The 24,577-nt window shown below is 70.0% G+C and carries 25 protein-coding genes; 4 read left to right on the forward strand and 21 right to left on the reverse strand.

The window, feature by feature from the left end; genetic code table 11:
• Positions 1-327: 327 nt before the first annotated feature.
• From AB0395_RS23650 to AB0395_RS23660, 3 genes are all read right to left on the reverse strand, one after another.
• Entirely contained in the window at positions 328-1,845 is a 1,518-nt protein-coding gene (locus AB0395_RS23650) for an O-antigen ligase family protein (RefSeq protein ID WP_366283746.1), read from the reverse strand.
• A 5-nt stretch (positions 1,846-1,850) separates the two neighbouring features.
• The gene (locus AB0395_RS23655) at positions 1,851-2,615 is read right to left on the reverse strand and encodes a hypothetical protein (RefSeq protein WP_366283749.1); all 765 of its coding nucleotides are present in this window, start codon (positions 2,613-2,615) and stop codon (positions 1,851-1,853) included.
• Positions 2,616-2,753: 138 nt separating this feature from the next.
• Entirely contained in the window at positions 2,754-3,701 is a 948-nt protein-coding gene (locus AB0395_RS23660; RefSeq protein WP_366283751.1) for a hypothetical protein, read from the reverse strand.
• Positions 3,702-3,925: 224 nt separating this feature from the next.
• On the opposite strand from AB0395_RS23660, the gene AB0395_RS23665 reads away from it, so the two are divergent.
• Positions 3,926-5,107, forward strand: coding sequence for an acyltransferase (locus tag AB0395_RS23665; RefSeq protein ID WP_366283754.1), 1,182 nt, complete (start codon positions 3,926-3,928; stop codon positions 5,105-5,107).
• Positions 5,108-5,164: 57 nt separating this feature from the next.
• Here AB0395_RS23665 and AB0395_RS23670 read toward each other — a convergent pair whose 3' ends face one another.
• The 8 genes from AB0395_RS23670 to AB0395_RS23705 are packed head-to-tail and all read right to left on the reverse strand — an operon-like array spanning position 5,165 to position 13,749.
• Positions 5,165-6,052 (reverse strand): glycosyltransferase family 2 protein, encoded by an 888-nt coding sequence (locus AB0395_RS23670; RefSeq protein WP_366283757.1) that lies wholly within the window; start codon positions 6,050-6,052, stop codon positions 5,165-5,167.
• 48 nt (positions 6,053-6,100) lie between these two features.
• A complete protein-coding gene (locus tag AB0395_RS23675) occupies positions 6,101-7,627 on the reverse strand; it encodes a lipopolysaccharide biosynthesis protein (RefSeq protein ID WP_366283759.1) in 1,527 nt (508 codons plus the stop codon).
• A 59-nt stretch (positions 7,628-7,686) separates the two neighbouring features.
• Positions 7,687-8,712 (reverse strand): hypothetical protein, encoded by a 1,026-nt coding sequence (locus AB0395_RS23680; RefSeq protein ID WP_366283761.1) that lies wholly within the window; start codon positions 8,710-8,712, stop codon positions 7,687-7,689.
• Positions 8,713-8,717: 5 nt separating this feature from the next.
• Positions 8,718-9,971 carry a DUF4910 domain-containing protein gene (locus AB0395_RS23685; RefSeq protein ID WP_366283763.1) on the reverse strand — a complete coding sequence of 418 codons (1,254 nt, stop codon included), beginning with the start codon at positions 9,969-9,971 and terminating at the stop codon, positions 8,718-8,720.
• A gap of 55 nt (positions 9,972-10,026) precedes the next feature.
• Complete coding sequence (locus AB0395_RS23690; protein WP_366283766.1) at positions 10,027-11,070, reverse strand: SDR family oxidoreductase; 1,044 nt, start codon at positions 11,068-11,070, stop codon at positions 10,027-10,029.
• 5 nt (positions 11,071-11,075) lie between these two features.
• Entirely contained in the window at positions 11,076-11,726 is a 651-nt protein-coding gene (locus tag AB0395_RS23695; protein WP_366283769.1) for a PIG-L deacetylase family protein, read from the reverse strand.
• Positions 11,723-12,517, reverse strand: coding sequence for a sugar phosphate nucleotidyltransferase (locus AB0395_RS23700; RefSeq protein WP_366283772.1), 795 nt, complete (start codon positions 12,515-12,517; stop codon positions 11,723-11,725). Before AB0395_RS23700 ends, AB0395_RS23695 begins: the two co-directional genes overlap by 4 nt.
• Positions 12,514-13,749: a class I SAM-dependent methyltransferase gene (locus tag AB0395_RS23705; protein WP_366283775.1), complete on the reverse strand. Its 1,236-nt coding sequence runs from the start codon at positions 13,747-13,749 to the stop codon at positions 12,514-12,516. Before AB0395_RS23705 ends, AB0395_RS23700 begins: the two co-directional genes overlap by 4 nt.
• A 131-nt stretch (positions 13,750-13,880) precedes the next feature.
• Here AB0395_RS23705 and rfbC point away from each other — a divergent pair, with 131 nt between their 5' ends.
• Entirely contained in the window at positions 13,881-14,489 is a 609-nt protein-coding gene (gene rfbC, locus AB0395_RS23710) for a dTDP-4-dehydrorhamnose 3,5-epimerase (RefSeq protein WP_366283777.1), read from the forward strand.
• 10 nt (positions 14,490-14,499) lie between these two features.
• Here the strand turns inward: rfbC and rfbD are convergent, their stop codons facing one another.
• The 7 genes from rfbD to AB0395_RS23745 all read right to left on the reverse strand — a co-directional run bounded on the left by rfbD (position 14,500) and on the right by AB0395_RS23745 (position 21,055).
• Entirely contained in the window at positions 14,500-15,351 is an 852-nt protein-coding gene (rfbD, locus tag AB0395_RS23715) for a dTDP-4-dehydrorhamnose reductase (protein WP_366283780.1), read from the reverse strand.
• A complete protein-coding gene (rfbB, locus tag AB0395_RS23720; RefSeq protein ID WP_366283781.1) occupies positions 15,348-16,355 on the reverse strand; it encodes a dTDP-glucose 4,6-dehydratase in 1,008 nt (335 codons plus the stop codon). The genes rfbD and rfbB overlap by 4 nt, the downstream gene beginning before the upstream one ends.
• Entirely contained in the window at positions 16,352-17,419 is a 1,068-nt protein-coding gene (locus AB0395_RS23725) for a glucose-1-phosphate thymidylyltransferase (protein ID WP_366283783.1), read from the reverse strand. Before AB0395_RS23725 ends, rfbB begins: the two co-directional genes overlap by 4 nt.
• Before the next feature lie 2 nt (positions 17,420-17,421).
• Complete coding sequence (locus tag AB0395_RS23730; protein WP_366283785.1) at positions 17,422-18,876, reverse strand: sugar transferase; 1,455 nt, start codon at positions 18,874-18,876, stop codon at positions 17,422-17,424.
• Between the two features lie 251 nt (positions 18,877-19,127).
• Complete coding sequence (locus tag AB0395_RS23735; protein WP_366283788.1) at positions 19,128-19,484, reverse strand: hypothetical protein; 357 nt, start codon at positions 19,482-19,484, stop codon at positions 19,128-19,130.
• Between the two features lie 99 nt (positions 19,485-19,583).
• Positions 19,584-20,204: a GntR family transcriptional regulator gene (locus AB0395_RS23740; protein ID WP_366283791.1), complete on the reverse strand. Its 621-nt coding sequence runs from the start codon at positions 20,202-20,204 to the stop codon at positions 19,584-19,586.
• On the reverse strand, positions 20,201-21,055 hold the full coding sequence (locus AB0395_RS23745; protein ID WP_366283793.1) for an EamA family transporter: 855 nt from the start codon (positions 21,053-21,055) through the stop codon (positions 20,201-20,203). Before AB0395_RS23745 ends, AB0395_RS23740 begins: the two co-directional genes overlap by 4 nt.
• 101 nt (positions 21,056-21,156) lie before the next feature.
• Here AB0395_RS23745 and AB0395_RS23750 point away from each other — a divergent pair, with 101 nt between their 5' ends.
• Both AB0395_RS23750 and AB0395_RS23755 read left to right on the forward strand, forming a co-directional pair.
• Complete coding sequence (locus AB0395_RS23750; RefSeq protein ID WP_366283796.1) at positions 21,157-21,645, forward strand: ribonuclease domain-containing protein; 489 nt, start codon at positions 21,157-21,159, stop codon at positions 21,643-21,645.
• Between the two features lie 5 nt (positions 21,646-21,650).
• Positions 21,651-22,142, forward strand: a complete 492-nt coding sequence (locus tag AB0395_RS23755; RefSeq protein ID WP_366283800.1) for a barstar family protein — start codon at positions 21,651-21,653, stop codon at positions 22,140-22,142.
• On the opposite strand, the gene AB0395_RS23760 is transcribed toward AB0395_RS23755, so the two are convergent.
• The 3 genes from AB0395_RS23760 to AB0395_RS23770 all read right to left on the reverse strand — a co-directional run bounded on the left by AB0395_RS23760 (position 22,052) and on the right by AB0395_RS23770 (position 24,481).
• The gene (locus tag AB0395_RS23760) at positions 22,052-22,543 is read right to left on the reverse strand and encodes a hypothetical protein (protein ID WP_366283803.1); all 492 of its coding nucleotides are present in this window, start codon (positions 22,541-22,543) and stop codon (positions 22,052-22,054) included. The two genes, AB0395_RS23755 and AB0395_RS23760, sit on opposite strands and share 91 nt — an antisense overlap.
• Positions 22,544-23,037: 494 nt before the next feature.
• On the reverse strand, positions 23,038-23,529 hold the full coding sequence (locus AB0395_RS23765) for a GNAT family protein (protein ID WP_366283806.1): 492 nt from the start codon (positions 23,527-23,529) through the stop codon (positions 23,038-23,040).
• Positions 23,522-24,481, reverse strand: a complete 960-nt coding sequence (locus AB0395_RS23770) for a helix-turn-helix transcriptional regulator (protein ID WP_366283809.1) — start codon at positions 24,479-24,481, stop codon at positions 23,522-23,524. The genes AB0395_RS23765 and AB0395_RS23770 overlap by 8 nt, the downstream gene beginning before the upstream one ends.
• Positions 24,482-24,577: the final 96 nt, after the last annotated feature.

Genomic DNA, 24,577 nt, shown 5'->3' on the forward strand with positions numbered 1-24,577 from the left:
TGTGCGGGTTTGCGACCGCGCCGATCCCAGCGGGGGGGACCCGGGCCATGGGTGCCCTCCTTGTGTTCGCCCCGCCTGGGCGGGCGTTCACACGCCCGCCCCGCCGCGTTTCGCCGACCCGTCCCCGGCGTTTCTCCGGCCTGTCCCCCGGTGGGCGTCACTCGCGGACGCCACCGCCCCGTCGTGTTTCTCCGGCCCCTCCCCCTGTCGGGCGTCACCCCCGCGGACGCCACCGCCCCGCGTGGGCGCCGCGGGAGGCCCTCGGGGGCGTTGGCGTCCCCTCCGCGGTTACCGAGCTCCGTCCGCGGCCTGAGCGTCGCGGGCGGGTCAGGCGGCGCCGGGAGCGGCCCGCTGTTCCTCGGAGGGCGCAGCGGGCCGCTCCCGCCTGTGGAGCAGGCGCCGCGCGCCCAGGCGCGCGGCCTCGCGCCACGAGAGGCTCTGCGTACGGGGCCGCGGTCTGGCGGTACTCATCGTGCTGCGCAGCAGCGAGCCCGCCGCGCCGATCAGCACGAAGGACAGGCCGGTTATGGTGGCGAAGGAGAGCAGGTCGAAGGTGGCCGCGCCGATCAGCGGGACCACCAGGCAGGCGGCGAGGGTCAGTCCGAGGTCACGGGTTCCCGGGTCGGTGCTGAGGTAGCGGGCCTTGAGTCCCGAGTAGATGCCGCACAGGAACATCGCCACGACCGACCCGATGCCGAGCACACCGGTCTCGACCGCGGAAAGGAGGTACTGGTTGTCGAACACCTGGTGTTTCGGGGCGTACCAGGTGCCCGCCCCGCGTCCGAGCCACAGATGTTTGGCGACCTCGTACGCGGCGACCGCGTAGTCGTGGGTACGGTAGCGGACGCTGTCGTCGTTGCCCGCGTTCGCGAACAGGTTGTAGAAGGCGTTGATGAGGCCGGGAACCATGAGCCTCATGCCGAGCAGGAACCCGGCCGTGACGAGCAGCGCCTGGATCCGCCGCCGGGCGGGCCAGCCGAGGAAAAGCACGACGGAGACGCCCGCCAGGCTCAGCACCGCGGAACGGGAGACCGAGAACATCAGCCCCATCGCGATCAGGCCCGCGCACGCCCACCACCGCAGGGCCGGCTGGGCGCGCTCACGGGCCTTGAAACCGTAGTGGGCGGCCATCGGCAGCAGCATCGCGCAGATGACGCCGAACTCGATGGGATGGCCGGTCGTCGCGGCGACCCGACGAAACTCGGACCTCGCGATGATGGACGCGTCCTCCGAGGTGTACCGCAGACCCGGCAGCGCGAGGTAGCGGGTGAGGTCGAACTCGAACAGGAACTGGAAGGCCCCGATCAGCGCGATGGCCGCTCCGGTCACCACGACCGTCTTCAGCACGAAGTCGAGACGGTCGATGCCGCGGACCCCGTCGCACACCATCAGCGCGATCCCACCGTTCGCGACCAGCAGGATCAGCGCGTGGTCGGCGAGGTTGAGCTCATCCGACGGCAGGAAGCCGTAGGTGGCGTAACCGAACGTGGCGATCATCGCGGTCAGGAAGACGAACACCGCGGTGCGCACCGGAGTGCGTCCCTTGGCCATCCCCAGCGTGACGGTGAAGTGCGCGAACAGCCAGCAGAAGGTGGCCAGGAGGGCCATGAAGTTGGCCGGGGTGAGCGAGAGCGGGATCCCTCTGAAGACCAGCCGGGCCGGAATGATCATCAGGGCCACGAGGAAGAAGCAGGCCAGGGTCGCGCCGTCGGCGTGTCGGTTGAGCGGCTGGGCGAGGTCGCGCGCGGTGACGCGGGTCGTGGCCCTGGCGGGGCCCGTGGGCCCGGCTTTGGGGGCTTTGGGGGCGCCTGCGGGCTTGGCAGGCGGGACGGGAGGGGTCGCCACGGGTATCAGGGCCTCACAACCGGGCCGCCGACCGGTAGCCGGCCGTTGAGTTCCGACGCCTTCTGCGAGTGGTTCGCGGACGCCGACGTCTCAGCGGCCTTTCTCGCGGCGGCCTCGCGGCGCAGCCTGCGGTTGGTGACGAAGCTCTCGACCGTGAAGGCCATGAACAGGCTCGCCACGACGCCGACGCCGACGGCGGCCGCGACGGCGCGCAGCTTCCGGCCCCGCTGTGCCAGCGGGACGGTCGGCGGCACCGCCTCGTAGGCGCTGATGTAGGTCGCCTTCGGCGCCTTCACGGCCTCTTGGCGGTTGACCAGTTCGGCCTTCGTCCTGGCGATGACCCGCGTCACGATGTCCTTGGCGCCCTCAGGCGTCCCGCTCTCACCCTCGATGAACACGTAGGGGCCCGTGGCCAGCGACTCGATGTTGCTGCTGCCGTTGGTGACCTTGAAGGCGGTGTCCCCGCCCTCGACCGCACCCAGCTCGGTCGCCGTGTCCGGGCTGCCCATCACCGCGATGAGGATGGAGGCGGAGATGCTCAGTCCCCTGTCGAAGTTCAGCATCGGGTTGGTCAGGCCGTTGGGCACGCGGGGGTTGGACGGCAGGCTTCCGCCGGTGGTCGGCGTGGTCAGGATGAGGACCGCGGAGGAGGCGTAGGTCGTGGGGATCGTCGAGTAGATCCCGGCCGCCGCCGCGACCGCGAGGGTGAAGGTCGGCAGAACCACGTACCAGCGCCGGAACAGGACAAGGACCGTCCCCCAGAAGTCCATGCGTTCCTCCCCGAACCGAACCGCGGGCCACCTGACCAGAGCCCGTCATTGTCATCGCCCGCACCGGGGCAGGCCGTTACTGTCTCGTCAAGCTCGTCAAGCCGTACGGCCGGGCCCGGCCCCCGGCCGCCGCGGATGTCATTTCTCGTTCTCCTCCCGCCAGCCGGCGCGGGTGAACACGATGGTGTCCGCGCTCTGGTCGTGCCGGTCGAGCGGCTCGTCCTCATCGTCGACCACGACGATGATTCCGGTGGAGTCGTCTTGGAACGGTCCTTCACCGGATTCGGAAACGGCAGGGACCCTCGGGATGGCCACAGGGGGGTCGCCGTCGACGATCGCGCTCCCGTAGCCCGCGCCCGCGGCCTCCCAGGCCTGCTCGTCGCTCATCTCCCGCTCGTCGCGGGCCACCGCCTGCCCCTGGCCGGGGGGACGCCTGCGGCCTGCCCGTATCTGGGTCACGCCGTAGACGATGCTCAGGCCGCCGAAGAGCACGACGAACATCGTCGCGCCCGCGGCCGTGAGCTTGCCGGAGATCTTCGCCGTCGGCACGGACGAGGGGACCACGTCGACGACCGTGATGAAGGTCGAGCGCGGGGCCTTGAGCGCCTGCTGGCGGTTGGCGAGCTCCCTGCGGATGCGCTCCTTGGCGCGGAGCACCACGTCCTGTGCCGCCGGGGCGGACCTGCTCTGGACCTCGACATAGACGAACGGGCCGTTGGTGCTGATGCCCAGCAGCTCCGGGTTGGTCCGGCCGTCGTTGATCACGATCTGGGTCGGGCCGTCCGGGGTGACGCCCAGCTCCGCCGAGACCTCGGGAGTGTTCATGGACAGGATGAGGATGCCCGCGGTTACCCGAAGGCCGTCACTGAACTGCAGGAGCGGGTTGGTCAGCCCGAGTGGCCTGGTCGGGTCCGCTGAGAGCGTTCCACCGGTGGCCGGAGTCGTCAGCACCATCGACGCCGTGGACACGTAGTACGTCGGTATCAGGAAGAAGACCAGCGCGGCGGAGACGAGAGAGAGGGCCGCCAGGGGCGGACCGATGGCCTTACGTCTGGCGAGACCGAAAATGGTCTTCCAGAAGTCCATGTGTCTCCGCCCCCTATTCATACCGGGGCACAGCAAACCCCCGAGACAATACAGTTACCAATCGATGAGCGCGTGCTTCCCGTTACAGGGCCGGGCGGGGCGCCGAACACTCGGCATCCCCTCCGGGATGTTACGTCTGGCGACCATACAGCGATAGACCCGTTGATAGGCCAAAAGAGGGCAGATATCGGGGCGTGTGGCGGCCCGAGACGGGAGTTGATCGGATGGGGTCGTCCCATCAGGGCGTCCAGGAAAGCTCTCCCGAGGCTCCGGCGGAGACTTCCACAGGCTGCGGCAGGCTCGCAGGGCTGGACGGCATCCGGGGCGTGGCGGCCCTGTTCGTCATGCTGCACCACTGCTGGCTCATGGCCTTTCCCGGCTTCCCTGTCAGCACGGGCCCTGTCTGGCTCGGCTGGCTGCTCTACGGGCACTTCGCGGTCGTGGTGTTCATCGTACTGTCCGGCTTCTCGCTGGCGGTATCCCCGGCCCGCGCGGGATGGCGCCTGGGGAGCCTGCGAAGGTTCGCCAGACGGCGCGCCTGGCGCATCCTGCCCCCCTACTGGGCCGCCCTGGTCTTCAGCCTGGTGGTCGCCTGGACCCTGGCCGCCCAGCCGGGTGAGGGGGCGCCGACCGCCAAGTCGGTGCTCGTCTACGGCCTGCTGCTGCAGGACATCATCGGCTCGCCCAGCCCCAACGGGGCCTTCTGGTCCATCGCCGTCGAGGCCCAGCTCTATCTGGTCTTCCCGCTGATGCTGCTGGTCCTGCGCAGGGCCGGCGCGATCGTGATGCTCGGAGCCGTCACCGCGGTCGTCGCGGTGATCGGGCTGCTGGCGCCCAGCGTGCACGTGGTGAGCATGCTGCTGCGCCTGACGCCCCAGTTCGCCGTGCTGTTCGCCGTCGGAGTCGTCGCCGCGGGCGTCCTCACCGCGGGCGAGCGAGCCCAGCGGCTGCCCTGGCACTGGATGGCGCTGCTCGCCACCCTCCCGGTGCTCGCGATGATTCTCCTGCGCGGCTCTGAGTGGACGGTCGGGCACTTCTTCTGGGTCGACATCGCGCTCGGCCCCGCGGTCGGCCTGATGCTCGCCGGGGTCGCGACGGGCCGGGCGAAGGTCCTGGTCCGGCTGCTCGACCTGCGGCCGATCCGGAGCCTGGGGTCCTTCTCCTACACCCTCTATCTGATCCACGCCCCGATCGTCGTCACGATCTTCCTGCTGGTCGTCGCCCCGCGTGTGCCCGCCGGCCTGCCCGCCTTCTTTGCGGTCACGGCGCTGGCCGTGCCGGTGGCGCTGCTGGCGGCCCGGCTGTTCGCGGCGGTCTTCGAGCTCCCGTTCCAGCGCCACCGGAGCTGGCCCGCGCTGCGCGAGGCGGCACGGGCCAAGCTGTCCCGCTCGCGCCCCGCTGTGTGAGCCCCGCCGGAGTGGAACGCTCCCGCGCCGTGAGGACGGCGCGGGAGACGCCCTGGGTCAGCGACCGGCCGCGGTACGGCCCGGCATGAGCGCCCCCGTCGCCAGCCGTACGAGCTTGCGGCTGCGCCTGGACACGACGCGCCGCTGGCGGCGGGCGTACATCAGGTGCACGGCCGCGCGGGCACGGCGGCGCTGCTCCGGGGTGAGGTCGACCTCGTCCAGCCAGCGCAGGAGTTCCCGGCACTGGAGCGTCGTGGAGAAGTGCGCCTGCCAGCCGGGAACGCCGAGGCGCCGCCCGATCGTGCCGATGCTCTCGTGCTTCCAGTGACGGTGGGCGAGCACCTCGTTGACATGCCCCCACGGCCCGGCCAGCGCGAGCTTCCCGGCGAACACCTCGTCCTCGCGGAGCATGTTGCGCCGGGGGATGCCGACCACCGCCTCGCGGCGCATGAGGCCGTACAGGGGGTCGACCAGCAGGTGGCTCTCATTGAGCACGCGCAGCATCTCGGCGAACCGGTCGGCCGGGTCGTCGGAGCGCAGCCCGGGGTGCTCGTAGACCGCGGTCTGGGTCGTCCCGTCCGGGTCGGTGTAGGAAACCTGCGTGGTGACGAGGATGAGCCGCTCGTCCTCGGCGAACGCCTGGAGCGCGCGGGAGACGCATTCGGGCTCCAGCGCGTCGTCGTCGCCGATCCAGCGCAGGAAGGTGCCGCGCGCCGCCCTGCCCGCGTAGATGAAGTTGTTGAGCAGCCCGATGTTCTGCGGCTGCCGGTGATAGGCGATCCGGCTGTCGGCACGCGCCAGTTCCCTGCAGAGCTCCTCGGTGCCATCGGTCGAGGCGTTGTCGCAGATCACCAGCTCGAGGTTCTGGTGGTCCTGCGCCAGCACCGACCTGACCACGGCCTCCAGCCTCGCGGCGCCGTTGCGCACGGGAAGTCCGATAGACACTAACGTGTCGGAATGATCCATCCGTTTCCTTCTCGGGTCGGCCTCGGGTCAGCGTGAACGTGCGGGGATCAGGCCGGTCACCCGGCCGCCGAGCTGCCTGAGCACGGCCTGCGGCACGACGATCAGGACATAGACGAGCAACCCCGTACCACCGGCGACGGCCAGCTGCACGAAGGGGGTGGCGGTGACCACTCGGGCGAGCAGCAGTGTAACGATCGCGGAGACCACAGCGCCGAGAAGCGGGCGCGCCAGCGCGGAGACGATCGGGGCGAGGGTCACACCGGCCCTGTGCATCGCCAGCACCGCGAGCGGCAGGGCGACGACGAACGCGACCACCGCGTGCCCGATCGCCGCGCCGCGGATGCCGTCCAGGTGGGCGCCCACCAGCAGCGCGGGAATCAGCGCGACCGCCCAGCCGAGATTGAGCCACATGGTGGACTTGGTCGCGCCCATGGCCGCCAGGATGTCGACGACCAGGGCCGTCATCATCCGCACCACCATGAGGATCGACAGGAAGCTCAGCACCTGGGCGGCGGGCCCCCAGCGCTCGCCGTACAGGAAGGCGATCACGGCGGGCGCGAGGGTGCCGAGCAGCACGCCGACCGGCAGGACGATGGACAGCAGCAGCGGGACGGCCCGCTGCACGCCCAGCGAAACCGAGTCGCGGTCCTCCTCGGCCAGCCGGGAGAAGCTGGGCAGCGCCACGTAGCGCACCGCGGTGCCGACGAGCCCGGGAACCCAGCTGGAGATGTTGAAGGCCAGCAGGTAGTAGCCGAGCTCCTTGGCGCCGAGGGCGTCGCCGACGATGACGGAGTCGGCGTTCAGCAGCACCCCCTCGATGCCGAGGGTGACGCACAGCGGCAGCCCGAAGACCAGGAGCTTCTTGGCCATCGGACGGTCGAGGCCGAACCCGGTCCGCACGTTGGCGTACAGGACGACCAGCACCCCGGTGGCCACCGCGCCGAGGAGCTGGCCCCAGGCGAAGCTGTAGGCCCCCGCGCCGTTGGCCGCGAGCGTGATGGTGACCGGGGCGGTCACCAGGAAGCCGACCAGGTTGGCCTTGGTGAGCTTGTCCTGCTCGAAGCGGCGCAGCAGCGCCGCGCTGCGCACGGCGGTCATGCCGTAGACGAGGTTGACCGCGGTGAGGACCCGGATCACCCCGGTGGCCTCCTGGCTGCCGGACAGCTCGGCGAAGAAGGGGGCGATGACCCAGAAGAGCACGTACAGGGCGGTGCTCGACGTGATCGCCACGACCGTCGCCGTCGGCGCCATCTCCTCGAGCTTGCCTCGCCACTGCACGGTGGCCGCGATGATGCCCGCGTCGTTGATGTAGATGACGAACTGGCTCGCGGCCAGCGCGATGGCGTAGATGCCGAAGTCCTCCGGCACGAGCAGGCGGGCGAGGATCAGGCTCATGACGAAAGAGCCGGCCTTCATCACCAGGTTGCCCAGCACGCTCCAGCGCAGGCCACGACCGGCCTGACGGCCGATCTCCCCCATCTGTGAGACAGGGGTGCCCGGCTCGCCGGGGTCCTCGTCGACCGCCGTGGGCTGCGCGCCCTGTGTGTGTTCCATGTCTTACCTTTCACCGTTCGCCCGCCGAACCGCCATGGCCGCTCAGGGTCCCGATCGGGTCAGACGGGTTCCTCGACCCGCTCCAACCAGATCTCCCGCCAGAACGGGACGAACTCCCGCGGGCAGCTGACGTTGTACGCACCGGCGCAGACGATGCCCTCCAGCACGATGCAGGAGCTCTTCATCTCCAGCATTTCGCCGGTCCGCTCGTCGAGGCACCGGTCGACCCGCGAGAGGACTCGCGCGGTCTGCCCGCAGTAACGGGCCATCTCCTCCTCGAAGCCCAGGCCCCGGTTGAGCAGGTTCTGGTTGAGGGTCTTGACGATCTCCTCTTTGGACTTGACCCGGACGAGCTCTCCCGGCTTGAGGTCGAGTGTCTCGTTCGGCGTCGCGCCGACGAGCGCGCCCTTGACGAAGCCCCAGCGCAGACCGCCCTTGATCTGCAGCCAGCTCGGCAGCGTTCGCTTGCTGCGCTCCTGGAAGCGGTTGAACAGCCCGACGAAGAGCCCGCGGAGCGCGAAGAACACGCTCGCGTTGCCGGTCTTGACGTCCGTGACGTACTGCCGCATGTCCTTCAGCGGAAGGCAGGTCGGCGCCGCGCGCAGCAGCTCGGTCGCCTGGCAGGAGAAGCGCTCCCCGCCGTCGGGTCCCGGCTCCTTTTTGCTCGCCACCTCCAGGATGGGCAGGAGGCGGCGGCCCGCCGCGAGGCCGCCGGACGGCGTCTCGGGCGCCGGGGAGGCGCCGGGCTCGACCCGCTTGAGCCAGGCCTCCTTCCAGTACATCAGGCAGGCCGTCTGGCACCCGCCGTGCGCCGAACCGTCGCACCGCGCGCCGGTGAGATGTACGGCGCGCTCCATCCTGCGCATGCCGCTGCGGCTGATGGTGTCGCACAGCTTGTAGGCGACTTTGTGCACCGTGAGCCGCTTCCCGCAGAAAGCCAGCATCTCCGGCATGAAGGGCAACTCATCCAGCTCCCCCCTCTCGTCCAGCGTGGCCATGATCTCGGCCTCGCTCAGGACCTCAACCGTCTCCCCCACCCTGAGGTTCAGCACCTCGGGCCCTGTGACGGTTTGCAACCGCGTCATCTCCACTACTCCTTGAGGAGTCCTGCACCACGCAGGGCTTGTGCCGCTTCCGCCACGATGGCGAAGGGCAGGTCGGACTTTTCAGCGATGTCGAGCAGGGTGTGCTCTCCGTCGGAGAGATTCAGCACCCACAACATCGCCATCTGCGTCTGTTTGGTGTCGCTGCGGCCCCCCAGCGATCCGTACAGACCTCTCCGGCCGAGCTGCGGCTCGCCGTACGGACTGAGGTTGAGGTAACGGCGGTTGCCCTCGAGCACCCGCGTGACCTCCCAGAGGGTTTCCAGGGTGTCCGTCATCGCCTCGGGCGAGACGAAGTCCGGGTTGTCCGCTGAGGTGTGGTACTCCGGGTATCCGGCGTACGGCGTCCGGGTGAGGGAGCCGACGGGCAGGTTGAACCCGGGCGAGCAGAACTGCCGCTCGTCGTAGCCGTAGGGGGAGAAGTCCACGACCGTGTGGTCGCGCCCCGAGGCCCGCAGGACGTGTCGGACCGCCCTGTCGATCTCGGCGTCGCCCCGCCTGCTGCGCTTGTAGGTCAGCGCTCCGCTGTCACCGGCGCAGGCCAGTACGAGACCGTGCCTGACCCGCTCGACGCGCTCCCTGTTGCGCGCGAGCCAGGTGATCGCGCCGATGGTGCCCGGCGCGAACAGGAAGCGGTAGGTGTACCACGGGTTCGCCTCCGCCAGCCGCCGCGCCAGGCGGGTCGCGACCGCGATGCCCGCGAGGTTGTCGTTGGCCAGCGAGGGGTGGCACACGTGGCAGGAGATGAGGACCTCGTCGGTGCTCCGCCCCGGCACGACGTGCTCGCCGTACGTCAGGTGGCCCTCGGCCAGCGTCGAGTCGACCACGACCTCGTACGGCCCGTCGCCGAGCCCCGCCAGGGTGTTCTCGCGCAGGCAGAAGCCCCAGGTCTCGGCGTAGTAGCTGGTCCGGTAAGGGATCAGGTCCGGCTGCTCGGGCAGCGTGTGCAGGTGCCCGCGCAGCTCGTCGAGGGTCATGGTCGCCGCGACCGGGACGCTGTAGCCGACCACGTGAAGGTTGGACTCCGCGAAGTCGACCACCCGGGCGCCGGAGGCGTCCTTGATGTAGGCGTCGCGGATGTTCCACTCCCTGGGCACGGTCCAGTCGAGGACCTCGGTGCCCGTCGGCACCTCGCTGATCTCCAGCGGGACCGACTCGGAGACGATGTCCAGCGTGCCGCGCACCCCGTCGCCGGTGATGCTCCTGCAGAGCGGGTAGAGCCGCTCGACCAGGGCGTGCATCTCACGTCCCTCGGTCTCGCGGCTCTCCTGCCCGGGTGTTACCTCCGTTTGGGCGTCAGCCGTCACTGACGGCCGCCTCACGTGGTCGCAGCGTCTCGTCGACGGTTCCGTCGGCGCTCCTGGCCGCCAGGCGGGCGAGCCTGGTGAAGCTGTTCTTGAAGGCGTCCTCGGTCAGCCCGAACCGCTGGTAGGCCTCGACCAGCTCGTCCGCGCCCGCCTTGACGGTCCAGCGCGCCTGGTAGTCGGGAAGCGCGGCGCGGACGCGGGCGAAGTCGACCCGGTAGGAGCGCGGGTCGGCGCCCGCCTCACCGGTGATCACCAGTTTGGACCCGGGAACCGCCTCGGCGACCTCGGCGGCGATCTCCGCGACGGTCACGTTGTTCTGCTCGGTGCCGATGTTGAACGCCTTGGCGTGCACGGCCTCCCTCGGGGCGGCCAGCGCCAGGACGAAGGCGTCGGCGATGTCCTTCGCGTGGACCAGCGGGCGCCACGGGGTGCCGTCGGACAGCACCCGCACCTCGCCGGAGAGCAGCGCGTGCCCGACCAGGTTGTTCAGCACGATGTCGGCGCGCAGCCTGGGCGAGAACCCGAACGCGGTCGCGTTGCGCATGAAGACCGGGGTGAAGTCGTCGTCGGCCAGCTCGGCCAGGTCGTCCTCGACGCGGACCTTCGACTCGGCGTACGGGGTCACCGGGCGCAGCGGCGCGTCCTCCCCGACCAGCGCGTCACCGCCGGAGGCGCCGTAGACGGAGCAGGTGGAGGCGTACAGGAAGCGCCGCGCCCCCGCGTCGCGGGCCAGCCTGGCCAGGTGCACCGAGGCGTGGTGGTTGATGTCGTAGGTCAGCTCGGGCGCCAGCGAGCCGAGCGGGTCGTTGGACAGCGCGGCGAGGTGCACGACCGCGTCGACTCCCGCCAGCTCCGCGGCGGTGACGTCCCGCAGGTCGACCCGGTGGCCCGGGGGGTCGTCGGGGGAGGGACCCAGCAGACAGTCGGCGAACAGCCCGGAGTCCAGGCCGATCACCTCGTGGCCCGCTTCGGCGAGCGCCGGGGCCATCACACTTCCCAGGTATCCCTGGTGCCCGGTCAGCAGCACGCGCATCCGGTTCATCCTCCAGCCAGGTCGAGAGTCAGCTTGTTTGTGTGAAACGCCTCCGCGTAGCGCGAGTGGCACTCGATGCCGCGGATGCGGGCGAGCCCGAGGAACGCCTCGCGGTCGTACCAGGGACGTTGCCGTTGTGAGGGGTAGTGCTGTTGGAGCAGGGCCACCTTCGCCTCCGCCACCTCCGGCGTGAGCGGCTGGTAGGCCGAGGGGCGCCCGAGGTCGCCGTCCCACTTGACGATCTCGTAGCCGAGCACCTGGTGGTCGCGGAAGGCGGTCGGCACCAGCTTGGCCAGGCCCCGGTGGTCCTGGTGGGCGTCCCCGGGGTGCGGGGCGAACAGCAGGTCGGGGTCGGTCCTGGCGCGCAGGTCCTCGACCGCTGCCTTCGCCTCGTCCCAGTTCGCCGGCAGCCGTCCGTCGGGCATCTTGAGCACGGTGAGCCGCAGGTCGGCACCGGGGCAGAAGGCCGTCAGCGCCGCGTGCTCCTCCTCCTCCCGCTCCGTGCCGCCGCCGGAGAGCACCAGCGCGTCGACCCTGAGGCCGGGCCGCGCCGAGCAGAGGGTCAGCAGGCTGCCGCCCGCGCCGATGGCGATGTCGTCGCAGTGCGCGGCCAGCAGGGCGATCCGGTCGATCGCGGGAGGCTTGAGTCCGATCATGCGGTGCGCACCGCCGGTCCGCGTTCCCACAGCGCCCACGGCCGGTCGCCCCGCGAGTAGGCCTCGTCGAGGGCGATCCGCTCCTTGACGGTGTCGGTCGGCTTCCAGTAGCCCCGGTGGGGGTAGGCGAGCAGCCGCCCGCGCTTGGCCAGCTCGCCACAGCCGTCGGCGACGAGGTCACCGCCCGGCGGGATGTGGTCGAAGACCTCCTGGCGGAGCACGAAGTACCCGCCGTTGATCCACAGCGGCATGTCGCTGACCGGGGTGATCCCGCCGACCATCCCGCCCTCGCCCAGCTCGATGCAGTGGAAGGTCTCCGAGGGCGGGACGACCATCATCGAGGCGCCCGCGTCCGAGGCGGTGAAGCGGTCGATGATCTCCGGAAGCGGCGCGTCGGTGAGCACGTCGGCGTAGTTGGCCAGGAAGATCTCGTCGCCGCCGAGGTGGTCGCGGACCCGGCGCAGCCGCTCGCCGATCGGCGAGTCGATGCCGGTCTGCACGAACGAGATCGACCAGTCGGAGATGTCGGTCGACAGCAGCTCGACCTCACCGCCGCGCAGGACGAAGTCGTTGGAGGTGGTCTCCTGATAGTTGAGGAAGAAGTCCTTGATGTGGTGCGCTCCATAACCGAGGCACAGGATGAACTCGGTGTGCCCGAAGTGGGCGTAGTAGCGCATCACATGCCAGATCAGCGGCCGGGGGCCGACGAGCTGCATCGGCTTGGGCGCGTCGCCCGGGGTGCCGCTGCGCATCCGCGTTCCGTAACCGCCGCAGAAGAGGACGACCTTCACGGGTTCACCTCGACGATCTCCAGGTTCGGGATGGGGAAGACCAGCCGGCCCCCCCACTCGTGGACGTAGGACAACTGGCCGGTGAGCTCCTCGCGGAGGTTCCAGGGCAGGACCAGCACGTAGTCGGGCCGGTCCTCGGCGATCCGCTCCGGCGCCGCGATCGGGATCCGCGTGCCGGGGGTGAACCTGCCGTGCTTGTAGGGGTTGCGGTCGACCGTGTACTGGAGCAGGTCGGCGCGAATCCCGCAGTGGTTGAGCAGCGTGTTGCCCTTGCCAGGGGCGCCGTACCCCACCACGGTCTTGCCCTGCTCCGCGGCCTCGACGAGGAACTTCAGCAGGTCCCGCCGTACCTTGGCCACCCGCGCGGCGAACTCGGCGTACCCGGACAGCTCGTGCAGCCCGGCCGCCTTCTCCGCGGCGAGCACCTCGACGACCCGCTCGCCGGGCTCGCCCGCGACCTCCTGGGGACGCGCCCACAGCCGGATCGACCCGCCGTGCGTCGGCAGCAGCTCGACGTCGACCAGGGAGAGCCCGCCGGAGGCCAGGGCTCGCTGCGCCGAGGCGACCGTGTAGTACTGGAAGTGCTCGTGGTAGATCGTGTCGTACTGGTTGTGCTCCATCAGCGTCAGCAGGTGCTGGACCTCGATGGAGACCCAGCCGTCGTCCGCCACGAGCGCGCGCAGGCCCTTGGTGAACCCGATGACGTCGGGGATGTGGGCGTAGACGTTGTTGGCGACCACGAGGTCGGCGGGCCCGTGCTCCCCGCGCACCTCGGCGCCCGTCTCGGGGCCGAGGAAGGCGGTGAGGGTCGGCACGCCCTTGTCCCTGGCCGCCTGGCCGACGTTCTTCGACGGCTCGACACCCAGGCACCGGATGCCCCGGTCGACCACGTGCTTGAGCAGGTAGCCGTCGTTGCTGGCCACCTCGACCACGAACGAGTCCTCGCCGAGCCCGAGGCGGTCGACCGCCCCGGTCACGAACTCCCGCGCGTGCTCGACCCACGACGTGGAGTAGGAGGAGAAGTAGGCGTACTCGGTGAAGGTGTCCTCGGGGGTGATCAGCGGCGGAATCTGCGCCAGCCAGCACCCGGTGCACACCCTCAGGTGAAGCGGGTACGTCGCCTCCGGCTCGTCGAGCTGCTCCGCGGTCAGGAACCGCTCACAGGGCGGCGTCGCCCCGAGGTCGACGACGCTGGCAAGGCTCGTCGAACCGCACAGCCGGCACGTTGTCATCAATACGCTCCCTCGCCGCGAGACGCGGCTCGACCGGTATCTTTCATGATCATTTCATCGAGGGCGAACCCTAGGATTTCGCCCGATCGTCCTGGGTTGTTACAGCCGCCTGCTGTGTCATGCTTCGGCCCATGGAACCCCTCAGCATCGACGGAACCTGGTGCCACACCCCGCGCGTCCACGCCGACCAGCGCGGCGCGTTCCTGGAGAGTTATCGCGCCGCCGACCTGCAGGAATTCATCGGCCACCGGATGGACCTCGCCCAGGTCAACTGCTCGATCTCCCGGCGAGGCGTCCTGCGGGGCATCCACTTCGCGGACGTGCCGCCGGGTCAGGCGAAGTACGTCACGTGCGTCTCCGGCGCCGTCCTCGACGTGGTCGTGGACATCCGCGCGGGTTCGCCCACCTTCGGCCGCTGGGAGGCCGTACGGCTGGACGACGAGTCCCGCCGCGGCCTCTACGTCGCCGAGGGGATCGGCCACGCGTTCATGGCCCTCAGCGAGCAGGCGACCATCTTCTACCTGTGCTCCGAGCCGTACGCCCCGGGGCGCGAGCACGAGGTCAACCCCCTGGACCCGGCCATCGGGATCGAGTGGCCCACGGACCTGGAGCCGATCCTGTCGGACAAGGACGCCGCGGCGCCGACCCTCAAGGAGGCCCTCGACGCGGGCCTGCTGCCCGACTATGACACGTGCCTGGCCCACTACCGAGACCTCGCCGCACGCGTGCCCGGCCGCTGACAAGCATCGTCTAGACGAGCGCATTGGATTCCCGTAGCGCCTCTCGCCAGTCCCGCATCGGCGGCAGTCCCGCCCGGCTCCAGCGGTCGTGTCCCAGCACGCTGTAGGCCGGGCGCGGCGCCGGGCGGGTGAACTCCTTCGAGGAGACCGGCTTGATCCGTCCCGGGTCGGCGCCGACCAGGGTGAAGATCTCCCTGGCGAAGTCGTACCAGCTCCCCTGCCCCGAGTTGGTCGTGTGGTAGACCCCGGGCGCGGGCGCGGCCCGTGCGAGCTCCACGATCCAGGCCGCCAGATCACCCGTCCAGGTCGGCTGGCCGAGCTGGTCGTTGACGACGTCCAGGGTTGGCCTGGTCTTCTCCAAGCCTGCGATCGTGCGGACGAAGTTCTTGCCCGCCGCGCCGTACAGCCAGGCGGTCCGCACGACGTAGCCGGTGTGCGGCAGCACCTCAAGAACGGCGTGCTCGCCCGCGAGCTTGGTACGCCCGTAGGCGTTGATCGGCGAGGTCGGCGCGTCCTCGCGGTACGGTTCGAGCGCGGTCCCGTCAAAGACGTAGTCGGTCGAGGGCTGGACCATCAGCGCGCCGAGGCGCTCGCACGCCTCGGCCAGCACCCGCACGCCGTGCCCGTTGACGGCCAGCGCCTCGTTCTCCCGGGTCTCCGCGTCGTCGACCGCCGTCCACGCCGCGCAGTTCACCACGATGTCCGGCCTGTGCTCCGCGACCAGGTCCCGTACGGCCTGCCCGTCGCGGAGGTCGAGATCGCTCCTGCCGAACGCCGCGACCTGCTCCCCCTCGGCCCGCAGCAGGCCGAGCAGCTCGGTCGCGAGCATGCCGGAGGCACCGGTGATCAGCCACCGGCTCATCCGATCTCCTCCGCGACGATCTCCTCCGGGACGGTCTCCTCAGCGCCGTTCTTCGCCGCGCTGGTCCCCGCCGCGGCGGTCTTCCACCAGTCGGGGTTGTCGACGTACCAGCGGACCGTCGCGGCCAGGCCGCGCTCGAACGGGACCGAGGGGCGGTAGCCGAGGGCGCGCAGCCGGGAGTCGTCCAGGGAGTAGCGGCGGTCGTGTCCCTTGCGGTCCTCGACGTGCTCCACCATGTCCCAGCCCGCGTCACACGCCTCGAGCAGCAAGGTGGTCAGCTCGACGTTCGTCAGCTCCGCCGTACCGGCGATGTGGTAGACCTCGCCGGGCTCGCCCCGCTCCGCGACGAGCCGGATGCCCGCGCAGTGGTCGGCGACGTGGATCCAGTCCCTGACGTTGCCGCCGTCACCGTAGAGCGGGACCTTGCGCCCCTGGAGCAGGTTGGTGACGAAGAGGGGGATCACCTTCTCCGGATACTGGTAGGGCCCGTAGTTGTTGCCGCAGCGCGTGATGGAGACCGGCAGGCCGTGGGTGACCGCGTAGGCGCGGGCGATCATGTCCCCGCCCGCCTTCGACGCCGAGTACGGCGAGCGCGGGCGCAACGGCGCGTCCTCGGTCCACGAGCCGATGTCGACCGACCCGTAGACCTCGTCGGTTGAGACCTGGACCACCCTGGAGGTTCTCGCCTCCAGACAGGCCTGCATGAGGGTCTGCGTGCCGAGCACGTTGGTCCTGACGAACTCCCCCGCCCCTTCGATGGACCGGTCCACGTGGGACTCGGCGGCGAAGTTGACGACGACGTCGTGGCCCGGCACCACCTCGCTGAGAAGGCCCGCGTCGCAGACGTCGCCGAGCACGAAGTCGTGGGGGACCCCCCGCAGGTTCGCCGGGTTGCCAGCGTAGGTGAGTTTGTCGAGAACCGTCACAGCGATACCGTCCGCGCTGAGCGTGCGGACGTAGTGGGAGCCGATGAACCCGGCCCCACCGACGACCAAGACCTTCATGAGCTGATCTGCACCTTGCTGTGATCGCCCAGCACGAGACGGTGGGCTCTGGGGGTGTTGGGGGCGGGGGTGACCTCGACGTCGTGACCGATGAGCGAGGCCTCGATCCGCGAGACCCCGGAGATCGAGGCCCTGGGCAGCACGATCGAGTACTCGATCTCGCTGCCGTCGACCACGCAGTCAGCCGCGATGGAGGTGAAGGGACCGATGTAGCTGTCCACGATCCTGGCTCCCGCGCCGATGATCGCCGGGCCGACGATACGGGACCGCTCGACCACGCCGCCCGCCTCGACGACCACCCGGCCGATCAGCTCGCTGGCGTCGTCGACACGTCCTTCGAGACGGGTGTCCAGGGACTCCAGCACCAGCCGGTTGACCTCAAGCATGTCGGTGACGTTCCCGGTGTCCTTCCAGTAGCCGGAGATGACGGTCGACTCGACCTGGTGCCCCCGCTCGATCAGCCACTGGATCGCGTCGGTGATCTCCAGCTCGCCCCGCCACGACGGCTTGAGCTCGGCCACGGCCTCATGGATCACAGGGGTGAACAGGTAGACGCCGACGAGCGCGAGGTCGCTCTTCGGGGCGGAGGGCTTCTCCTCGAGGCCGACCACCCTTCCGCTCGCGTCCAGCTCGGCGACGCCGAACTGCCGGGGGTCGCCGACCTGGGTCAGCATGATCTGCGCGGTGGGCCGGTCCTGGAGGAACCGGCCCACGACGTCGCCGATGCCACCCACGATGAAGTTGTCGCCGAGATACATGACGAAGTCGTCCTCGCCAAGGTAGTCGCGGGCGATCAGCACCGCGTGGGCGAGCCCGAGCGGGGCCTGCTGCCGCAGGTAGGTGACCTGCAGGCCGAGTGAGGAGCCGTCGCCGACGGCTGCCTCGATCTCGGCCTGTGTGTCGCCGACGACGATCCCTATCTCGCGTATCCCGGCCGCCGCGATGGCCTCGAGCCCGTAGAAGAGCACGGGCTTGTTGGCCACCGGGACGAGCTGTTTGGCCGAGGTGTGGGTGATGGGCCGGAGCCGGGTGCCCGACCCGCCGGCGAGCACGAGAGCTTTCACTGCTAGTAGGCCCCTTCTCCGCCGGTTACGGCGCTCCAGGTCTTCCACAGAATCTGCAGGTCCAGAAAGAGCGACCAGTTTTCGACGTAGCGGAGATCCAACCGGACAGATTCCTCCCAGGTCAGGTCGGAACGTCCGCTGACCTGCCACAGACCGGTCATGCCCGGCTTGACGACCAGGCGGCGGCGCACGTCGGCGCCGTACTGCGCGACCTCATCGGGCAGCGGCGGACGCGGCCCCACGAGTGACATCTCCCCTCGGATCACGTTGAGCAGCTGCGGCAGCTCGTCAAGGGAGTAGCGACGAAGGAAGGCCCCCACGCGGGTGATCCTTGGATCGTTCCTCATCTTGAAAAGCACGCCGTCGAACTCGTTCTGCTGCTGGAGCTCGATCTTGAGCCGTTCCGCGTCGTTGACCATGGTGCGGAACTTCACGACGTTGAACTCCCTGCCGCCCCTGCCGACCCTGACCTGACGGAACAGTGCGGGCCCCGGGCTGGTCGCCCGGATCAGCAGGGTGATGACCAGCATCGGTACGGCCAGCATCAGCAGGGCGATGCTCGCGCCGACCCTGTCGAACAGGCTCTTCGCGAGCTGCTTGGCCCCGTCGAACTCGGGATGCTCCACATGGAGCAGGGGCATCCCCGCCACGGGCCGGATACTGATGCGCGGACCGGCCACGTCCATGAGCGCGGGCGCCACGAACAGGTCGGTGCGCGCGTCCTCGAGGCCCCAGGCGATCCGGCGCAGCGCGACGCCGTCCAGCTCGGGACAGGCCAGGATGGCCACGGCGTCGGCGTCGACCTTGGCGACCACCGCGGCGACGTCGCTGAACCCTCCGAGCACCGGGACGCCGTCGACGTCCATCGTCTCGGGACCGGAGGGCAGACACGCCGCGGCCACGGTCATGCCGTGGTGCGGCTGCCTGCGCAGCTGCATCACCAGGTCGAGCACGGACTCCCGGTGCCCGACGGCGACCACCTGGCGCATGTACTCGCCGAGGGCGCGCCGCTGGTGCAGCCGTTTGCGCATGCGGTATCGGAAAATGATGGTGAGCACGAGTGCCAGGGGGAGCATCGCCATCACGAAACTACGAGCGATCGTCGTCTGTGTGGCGTAAGCCCCGATCGCGACAGCGGCGGTCAAGCCGACCCCGCCGTCGAAAACCGCTCGGAACTCCTCCGTCCCCTCACCGTGCGCACGCTTACGATAGGCGCCCCCCACTGCCAGGAACAGGGGCCATGCCAGGGCGAGACCGAGCCCGAACAGTGCCTCCGTCCTGGGGATGAAGGCGCCGAACCAGAGTCGGACTCCCAAGACCGACTCGCACGCGACGACCGCGCACGCGAGATCTCCGGCCAACAGAATCCGCGCGTAGGACCGTGTCCAGATGCTAGGAGCGGTCCGTACCGAATCATCGAGGAGCGTTACAGCGGGCTCCTCTGTCCCCACTCTCATACCACCCCACCCAGATGCCCCATCGTTACCAGGTAACGGGACGCGCATCTCATTTCATTGGTTGACAGCTTTCCCGAATGCACCAGGCGCGTGGATACCCCTTGAAATCCTAGTGATCATCTTTCGGCAGGGGAATACTGCCCTACTGTCCACTACTGGCCGAACAGGTACAGAGGGAACATCTTGACGGAACGGTCCATACGTGTAGGTTTGCCGCTTTGCCCGGCCCGGACAGGCCGGGCTGTCGCCCGTCAGTCGTACTCGAGATCCGGCATCGGGGCAGGCGGCTCGGGGCTGCGCCAGACGACGACATAGCCGTCGCCGATGGCCTCAACCGCCTCACCGAGACGCTCGACATCGAAATCCGGCAGGTAGCGGAGCCGGGTGAGGAAGGTGGTGTCCGTCGCCGATTTGGGCACCACACAACCCTGACCGCCCCGATCGAGCAGGATGTACAGAATGTCGGAATCCGAGCTCGTGTCGCCCTCCACCCGCACCTCGACGACGTCCTCCCACGCGAGGGCGTCGACGCTACCGTCCGCGTAGTGACGGGTCACGCCTTCTTCGGTGACGTACACATAGGAGTCCGGCACTGAATTGCCGTGCATGGCCGCGATTGTGACGACTTCACGGCATCTGGTGCAAGAGAAGCGGGCAAGTCGGCACTCGATGCATCCCCGAGGTCACCCTCGGGCGATCGTCGGGCCTCACTCGCCCCAGCCGTGGTCGAGGTGCGCGGCGACGGCCCGTCTGGCCTCCTCGGCCGACCCGCCGCCGATCGCGTCGAGCAGGTCCCGGTGCTCGGTGACCAGGACCTCCCTGTCGGTGTAGACGGTGCGCAGCCGTACCAGGCCGAGACGGGTCTCGGCGGCCAGCGTGGCGTAGAGCCGCTCGAGGCGGGGGCTGCCGACCGCCACGATCAGCGCCTGGTGCAGCGCCATGTGCTCGGCGACCACGTCGGACCAGGGGGCGTCGCCGGGCAGCGCGGCCATCCTCGCCAACGCCGTGTCCGCCTCCTCGACCCGCCGGCCCGCGAGCGTGGTCGCCATCAGGTCCTCCAGAGGACGCCTGACGAACATCAGGTCCGCCAGGTCGGTCACGGTCACCTCCGCCACCTGCGCGCTGCGGTGGCGTTCGCGCCTGAGCAGCCCCTCGTGCACGAGTACGGCCAGCGCCTCCCTGACCGTCGGCCTCGCGACGCCGTACAGGGCGGACAACTCCTGCTCGGGGAGCGCGGTGCCCGGGGATATCTCGCCGGAGAGCACCCGTCCGCGCAGGGCGTCGGCGAGGGCGTTCACGGCGGAGACGGGACGGAGCGGGATGGTCACGCCGATGACCCTAACGCCGCGACGCGACGCTCAGGGAGGGCGACCACGACCAGGCTCGCGCCGAGCATCAGCAGCCCGCAGGCCGAGATGAGCGTGAGCCGCTCACCGAGCACGACGACGCCGAGCAGCGCGGCGACCGCGGGTTCGGCCAGGGCGAGGGTCGCCGCGGTCGCGACGGGGGTCGTGCGCAGGCCCCTGCCGTACAGGATGTAGGCCAGCGCGGTCGCGACGCAGCCGAGGTAGAGGGCGGTGAGCAGGCCACGCGGCTCGGCCAGCCAGGCGGTGCCCGTCCACAGCAGGACGGGGAACATCAGGACGGCGGCCCCGCCGAACATCGCGGCCATCACCGCGTCGGAGGGGGCCCCCGTGCCGATCACCCTGGCGGCCGTCACCGCGTAGAAGGCGTAGAGCAGGCCGCCGAGCAGCGCGAGCAGGACACCGTCGAGACGCACCTGGCCTCCCCCACCGGTCAGTACGGCGCAGCCCGCGACGGCGACCGCGGTCGCCCCCGCCCAGCGCCGGGTCGGCACCCGCCCGTCAAGCAGCCAGGACAGCAGGCCGGTGAAGACGGGACCGCTGCCGATGGCGACCACCGTGCCGACGGCCACGCCGGTCCTGCTGACCGCGGCGAAGAAGCAGAGCTGGTAGGCGGCCACGGCGACCGCGGCGAGCGGCAGCATGCTCCGGCGGGGCAGCAGGGGCAGGACCCGGCGCGCGGCGACCACGAGCACCAGGCCTCCGAGCACCAGGCGGGCGGCGGCGAGGGAGACCGGGTCGACCCCCGCGGCGAGCAGTCCCACGGTGCCCGCGGTCCCCCAGAGCACGGCGGCTCCGATGACGGCGAACTTCATGCCCACATTGTCTGACAACTAGACAATGTCTGTCCAATTCTTGCCGTTGATCACACGTCCCCCGTCGTTTTCCCTGATGTGCTCACGGGTAGCTTGGCCAGGTGACATATCGGGGAATCGCCGCACTCGTCTCGGCTGCGGCACTGTCGACCATGATGCTGCTGGCCGGATGCGCACCCGCCGAGCAGGCGGCACGGGCCAGGACCTCCTCCCCCACGGCGACCGCGGGACAAGGCGCTAAAGACCGGGTCTCACCGACCGGGCGCCCGGCCACGGCACGCCCCAAGCCGGAGGCGGCGGGCACGCTGCCGATCAAGGCGCTGTCCGCGCTTCCCCCTGAGGCGGGCGCCACCTGGCGGCTCATCGTGAGCGGCGGCCCCTTCCCCTACTCGCGCGACGGCGTGGTGTTCCAGAACAGGGAGCGCCGCCTGCCCGCCAGGGAGCGGGGGTACTACCACGAGTACACCGTCCCGACCCCGGGCAGCCGCGACCGGGGGGCACGGCGGCTGATCAGCGGCGGCGGGACCGAGGAGCTCTACTACACCGGTGACCACTACCGGTCGTTCGTCATCGTCGATGTGCGGAGGTGACCGGCGTGCCCAGGGGAACGTTCGAGGAGGGCTCACAGGCCCTGGAAACCCTGCATGCCCTGCGTGCCTCCGGGGGCGCGGGGGTGGCGCGTGCTCCCGAGATCACGGAGGTCTCGGAGACCGCGAGGATCACGAGGGTCACCGAGGTCCCCGAGGTCCCGGGAGTCACGGAGACGGTGGAGACGGCACGCGGCACGGCCTTCACGCACCGGATCGACGGCTCGGAGATCACCACCTCGGCGGAGGCGATGACGGCGATCGCCGAGGCGCTCTCCTTCCCCGACTACTTCGGGCACAACCTCGACGCCCTCTACGACTGCCTGACCGACCTGGCGTGGCTGCCCGCGGGAGAGCACCTGCTGATCTGGTCGCGGCCGTCGGTGCTGCGGGACGCAGACCCCGCGGCCTACGAGGCGATCCGGGCCGTGCTCGCCGACGCCGTCGCCGACGACACCCCCGGGGAGTCGTTCCTCTCGGTCCTGCTGCCGGACGGCTGAGCGGCATCCCCTCCGCCGGACGACCGGAGCGCGCCGTCGCCCTCCGGCGACCGAACCGCACCGTCACCGTCCGGCGACCGGGTCGCGCCGTTGCCGGGCGAGCGAGCCGCTCCCCCGACCGCGGACTGGCCCATCCTCCTGCCGACCGACCTGGCCGTCGCCACGCAGTGGGCGCAGAAGGCCCCATTCCTGCCCTCGTCACAGGTGCAGTACCAGCGCAGGTCTCCGTCGACGAGCTGGAACCGCACGCACGTGGCCGCGTCGTCCACCTCCGCGGTGATCAACAGCGGGCTGAACCGGACCAGCTGGACCGCACCCGCCTCCTCCAGCTCGCCGCCGCGAGCCAACGCCGTCTGTGACGCGAGTTTCGCCTCGAGTCCGATCAGTTGCGCGATGTCCACCTTGGATCGCCTCCCCCCTCGCCAATGTGGACGTGTTCCAGACGGTAGGGGTTCCCGTTATGACGAAACTCCACGTTCCACAAATAAGAGCACCCCATCTCCCCAGCCACCATTCATCTGTTATGGGTGCGATGACCGCTTTGTCCATGCCGTGAGCGAGATCCTCAACGGCATCGCACGGCGGCGGCACGGGCCCGGTCAGCACCGGCGAGCTGTCCTCGATCCGGTGACCCCTCCCTGGCCGCAGCGCCAGGGTTTCGCTGCTTTAACCATGGGTGTTCGGAGCGCACCACCATTGCGGATGTCAGTAAACTCGAAACAGGTGGCGATATTACTTTTTCGGGAAATTTCCTTTTTTCGCTAGGAAAAATGGGATTTCGGGTGTCCAGTGCCGACGACGATCGGCGCACGGCCGGATACGCGTCGTCGAATCGGCCGGGAGGCGGATCAGCGGGACCGACCAGGGGCAGGTCAGCCGGTGGCCGGGGACCAGGTCAGTCGGTGGCCAGGCGTGCGTGCCGCTCCACATCGTGCCGGACGCCCCCCTGGTTCAGCTTGGCCCGTTCGACGCCCTCGGACAGGAATCCCGCCCTCGTGGCCACCGTGCATGAGGCCTGATTGTTCAGCCGGTGCCCCAGTTCGAGACGGAACAGACCTCGTTCCCTGAACGCCCAGCTCGCCAGCTTCGTGACGGCGGCCACCGCGACTCCCCTGCCCCTGGCGTGCGACACCGTCCAGTAGGACACCCAGCCGGTGTCGTGCGAGTCGATGTTGCTCACCGCGACGTTCCCCACGACCTGGCCGCCGACCAGCACCGCGAACGCGTGCGCGTCGTCCCTGAAGCCCCACGTCCCCATCCACTCCAGCGCCGCCCTGTGAGTGTCGATCGGCCGCGCCGCCTGCTCCGCCATGTCCGGTGACTCGAACGCGGCGATCACGACCTCCACGTCACCGGGACTCCAGCCGCGCAGCTGCACCTCAATCATGCGGTGCAGGGTATTTCGCCACCGGTCCGGCCGGAAGCCCCGCGCCGTGCGAATGCCCCACGTCACGCGAAAGCCCCGCGCCATGTGAATGCTCCGCGCCGTGCCGTACGGCGAAACCCCTCAGCAGCCGCAGCGCCGCCTCGGAGGGCGAGCCGGGCTCCGCGCTGTACATCAGCATCCGCTGCCCAGAGCCGTCGGGCATTTGCATCATCTCGAAGGACAGCTCCATCGGCCCGACCAGCGGGTGGTGGAAGTGCTTCGTGCCGGAGGCGCAGTTGTGCACCGGATGGCGCGACCACAGGGCGGCGAACTCCGCGCTCTTCATCGTCAGCTCCCCGACCAGCTCGGCCAGCCTCCTGTCGTCGGAGTGACGACCCGCGAGCAGGCGCAGGGATGCGACCGACCGCTTCGCCTCCTCCTCCCACCTGGCGTACAGCTCCCGCGTGTGCGGATCCAGGAAGAGCATCCGTGACAGGTTGGGGCGGTCGGCGGGACGTTCGGGGCTTCCGGGATCGAGGTGTCCCGCGAGCAGCGCGTGGGCCGCGGGGTTCCAGACGAGCACGTCGCCGCGCCGGTCGAGGGCGACGGCGGGCACGCCCTCGACGGCGGCGACGAGCTGCCGGAGGCCGGGCCTGGCGTGCTCGGCGCGCGGCGCCTGGCGGCGGTCGCGGCTCCTCGGCCTGGCGAGGTCGCGCAGGTGGGCGTGCTCGTCCTCGTCAAGCCGCAGCGCGCGGGCGATCGCGTCGAGCACGCCCTCTGAGGCGTTCCCGCTCTGCCCCTGCTCGAGGCGTGTGTAGTAGGCCACGCTCACCCCGGCGAGCTGGGCCAGCTCCTCGCGGCGCAGGCCGGGGACGCGACGGCGAGCGCCGTAGCCGACCAGACCGACGTCCTCCGGCCGCAGCCGGGCACGCCGGGTGCGCAGGAAATCTCCCAGCTCCGCAGGTGTGTCCATGAGGACGAGTCTGCCCGACGGAGCGGGCGGCTGCCTGTCCCTGCCGGTGGTAGGAACCGCGAGCGTACGCGAGGCGGAGGGCTGGGCAGGTCTTGC

Origin of the sequence: Streptosporangium sp. NPDC051023 (assembly GCF_040689595.1) — a bacterium.
Taxonomy (GTDB): domain Bacteria; phylum Actinomycetota; class Actinomycetes; order Streptosporangiales; family Streptosporangiaceae; genus Streptosporangium.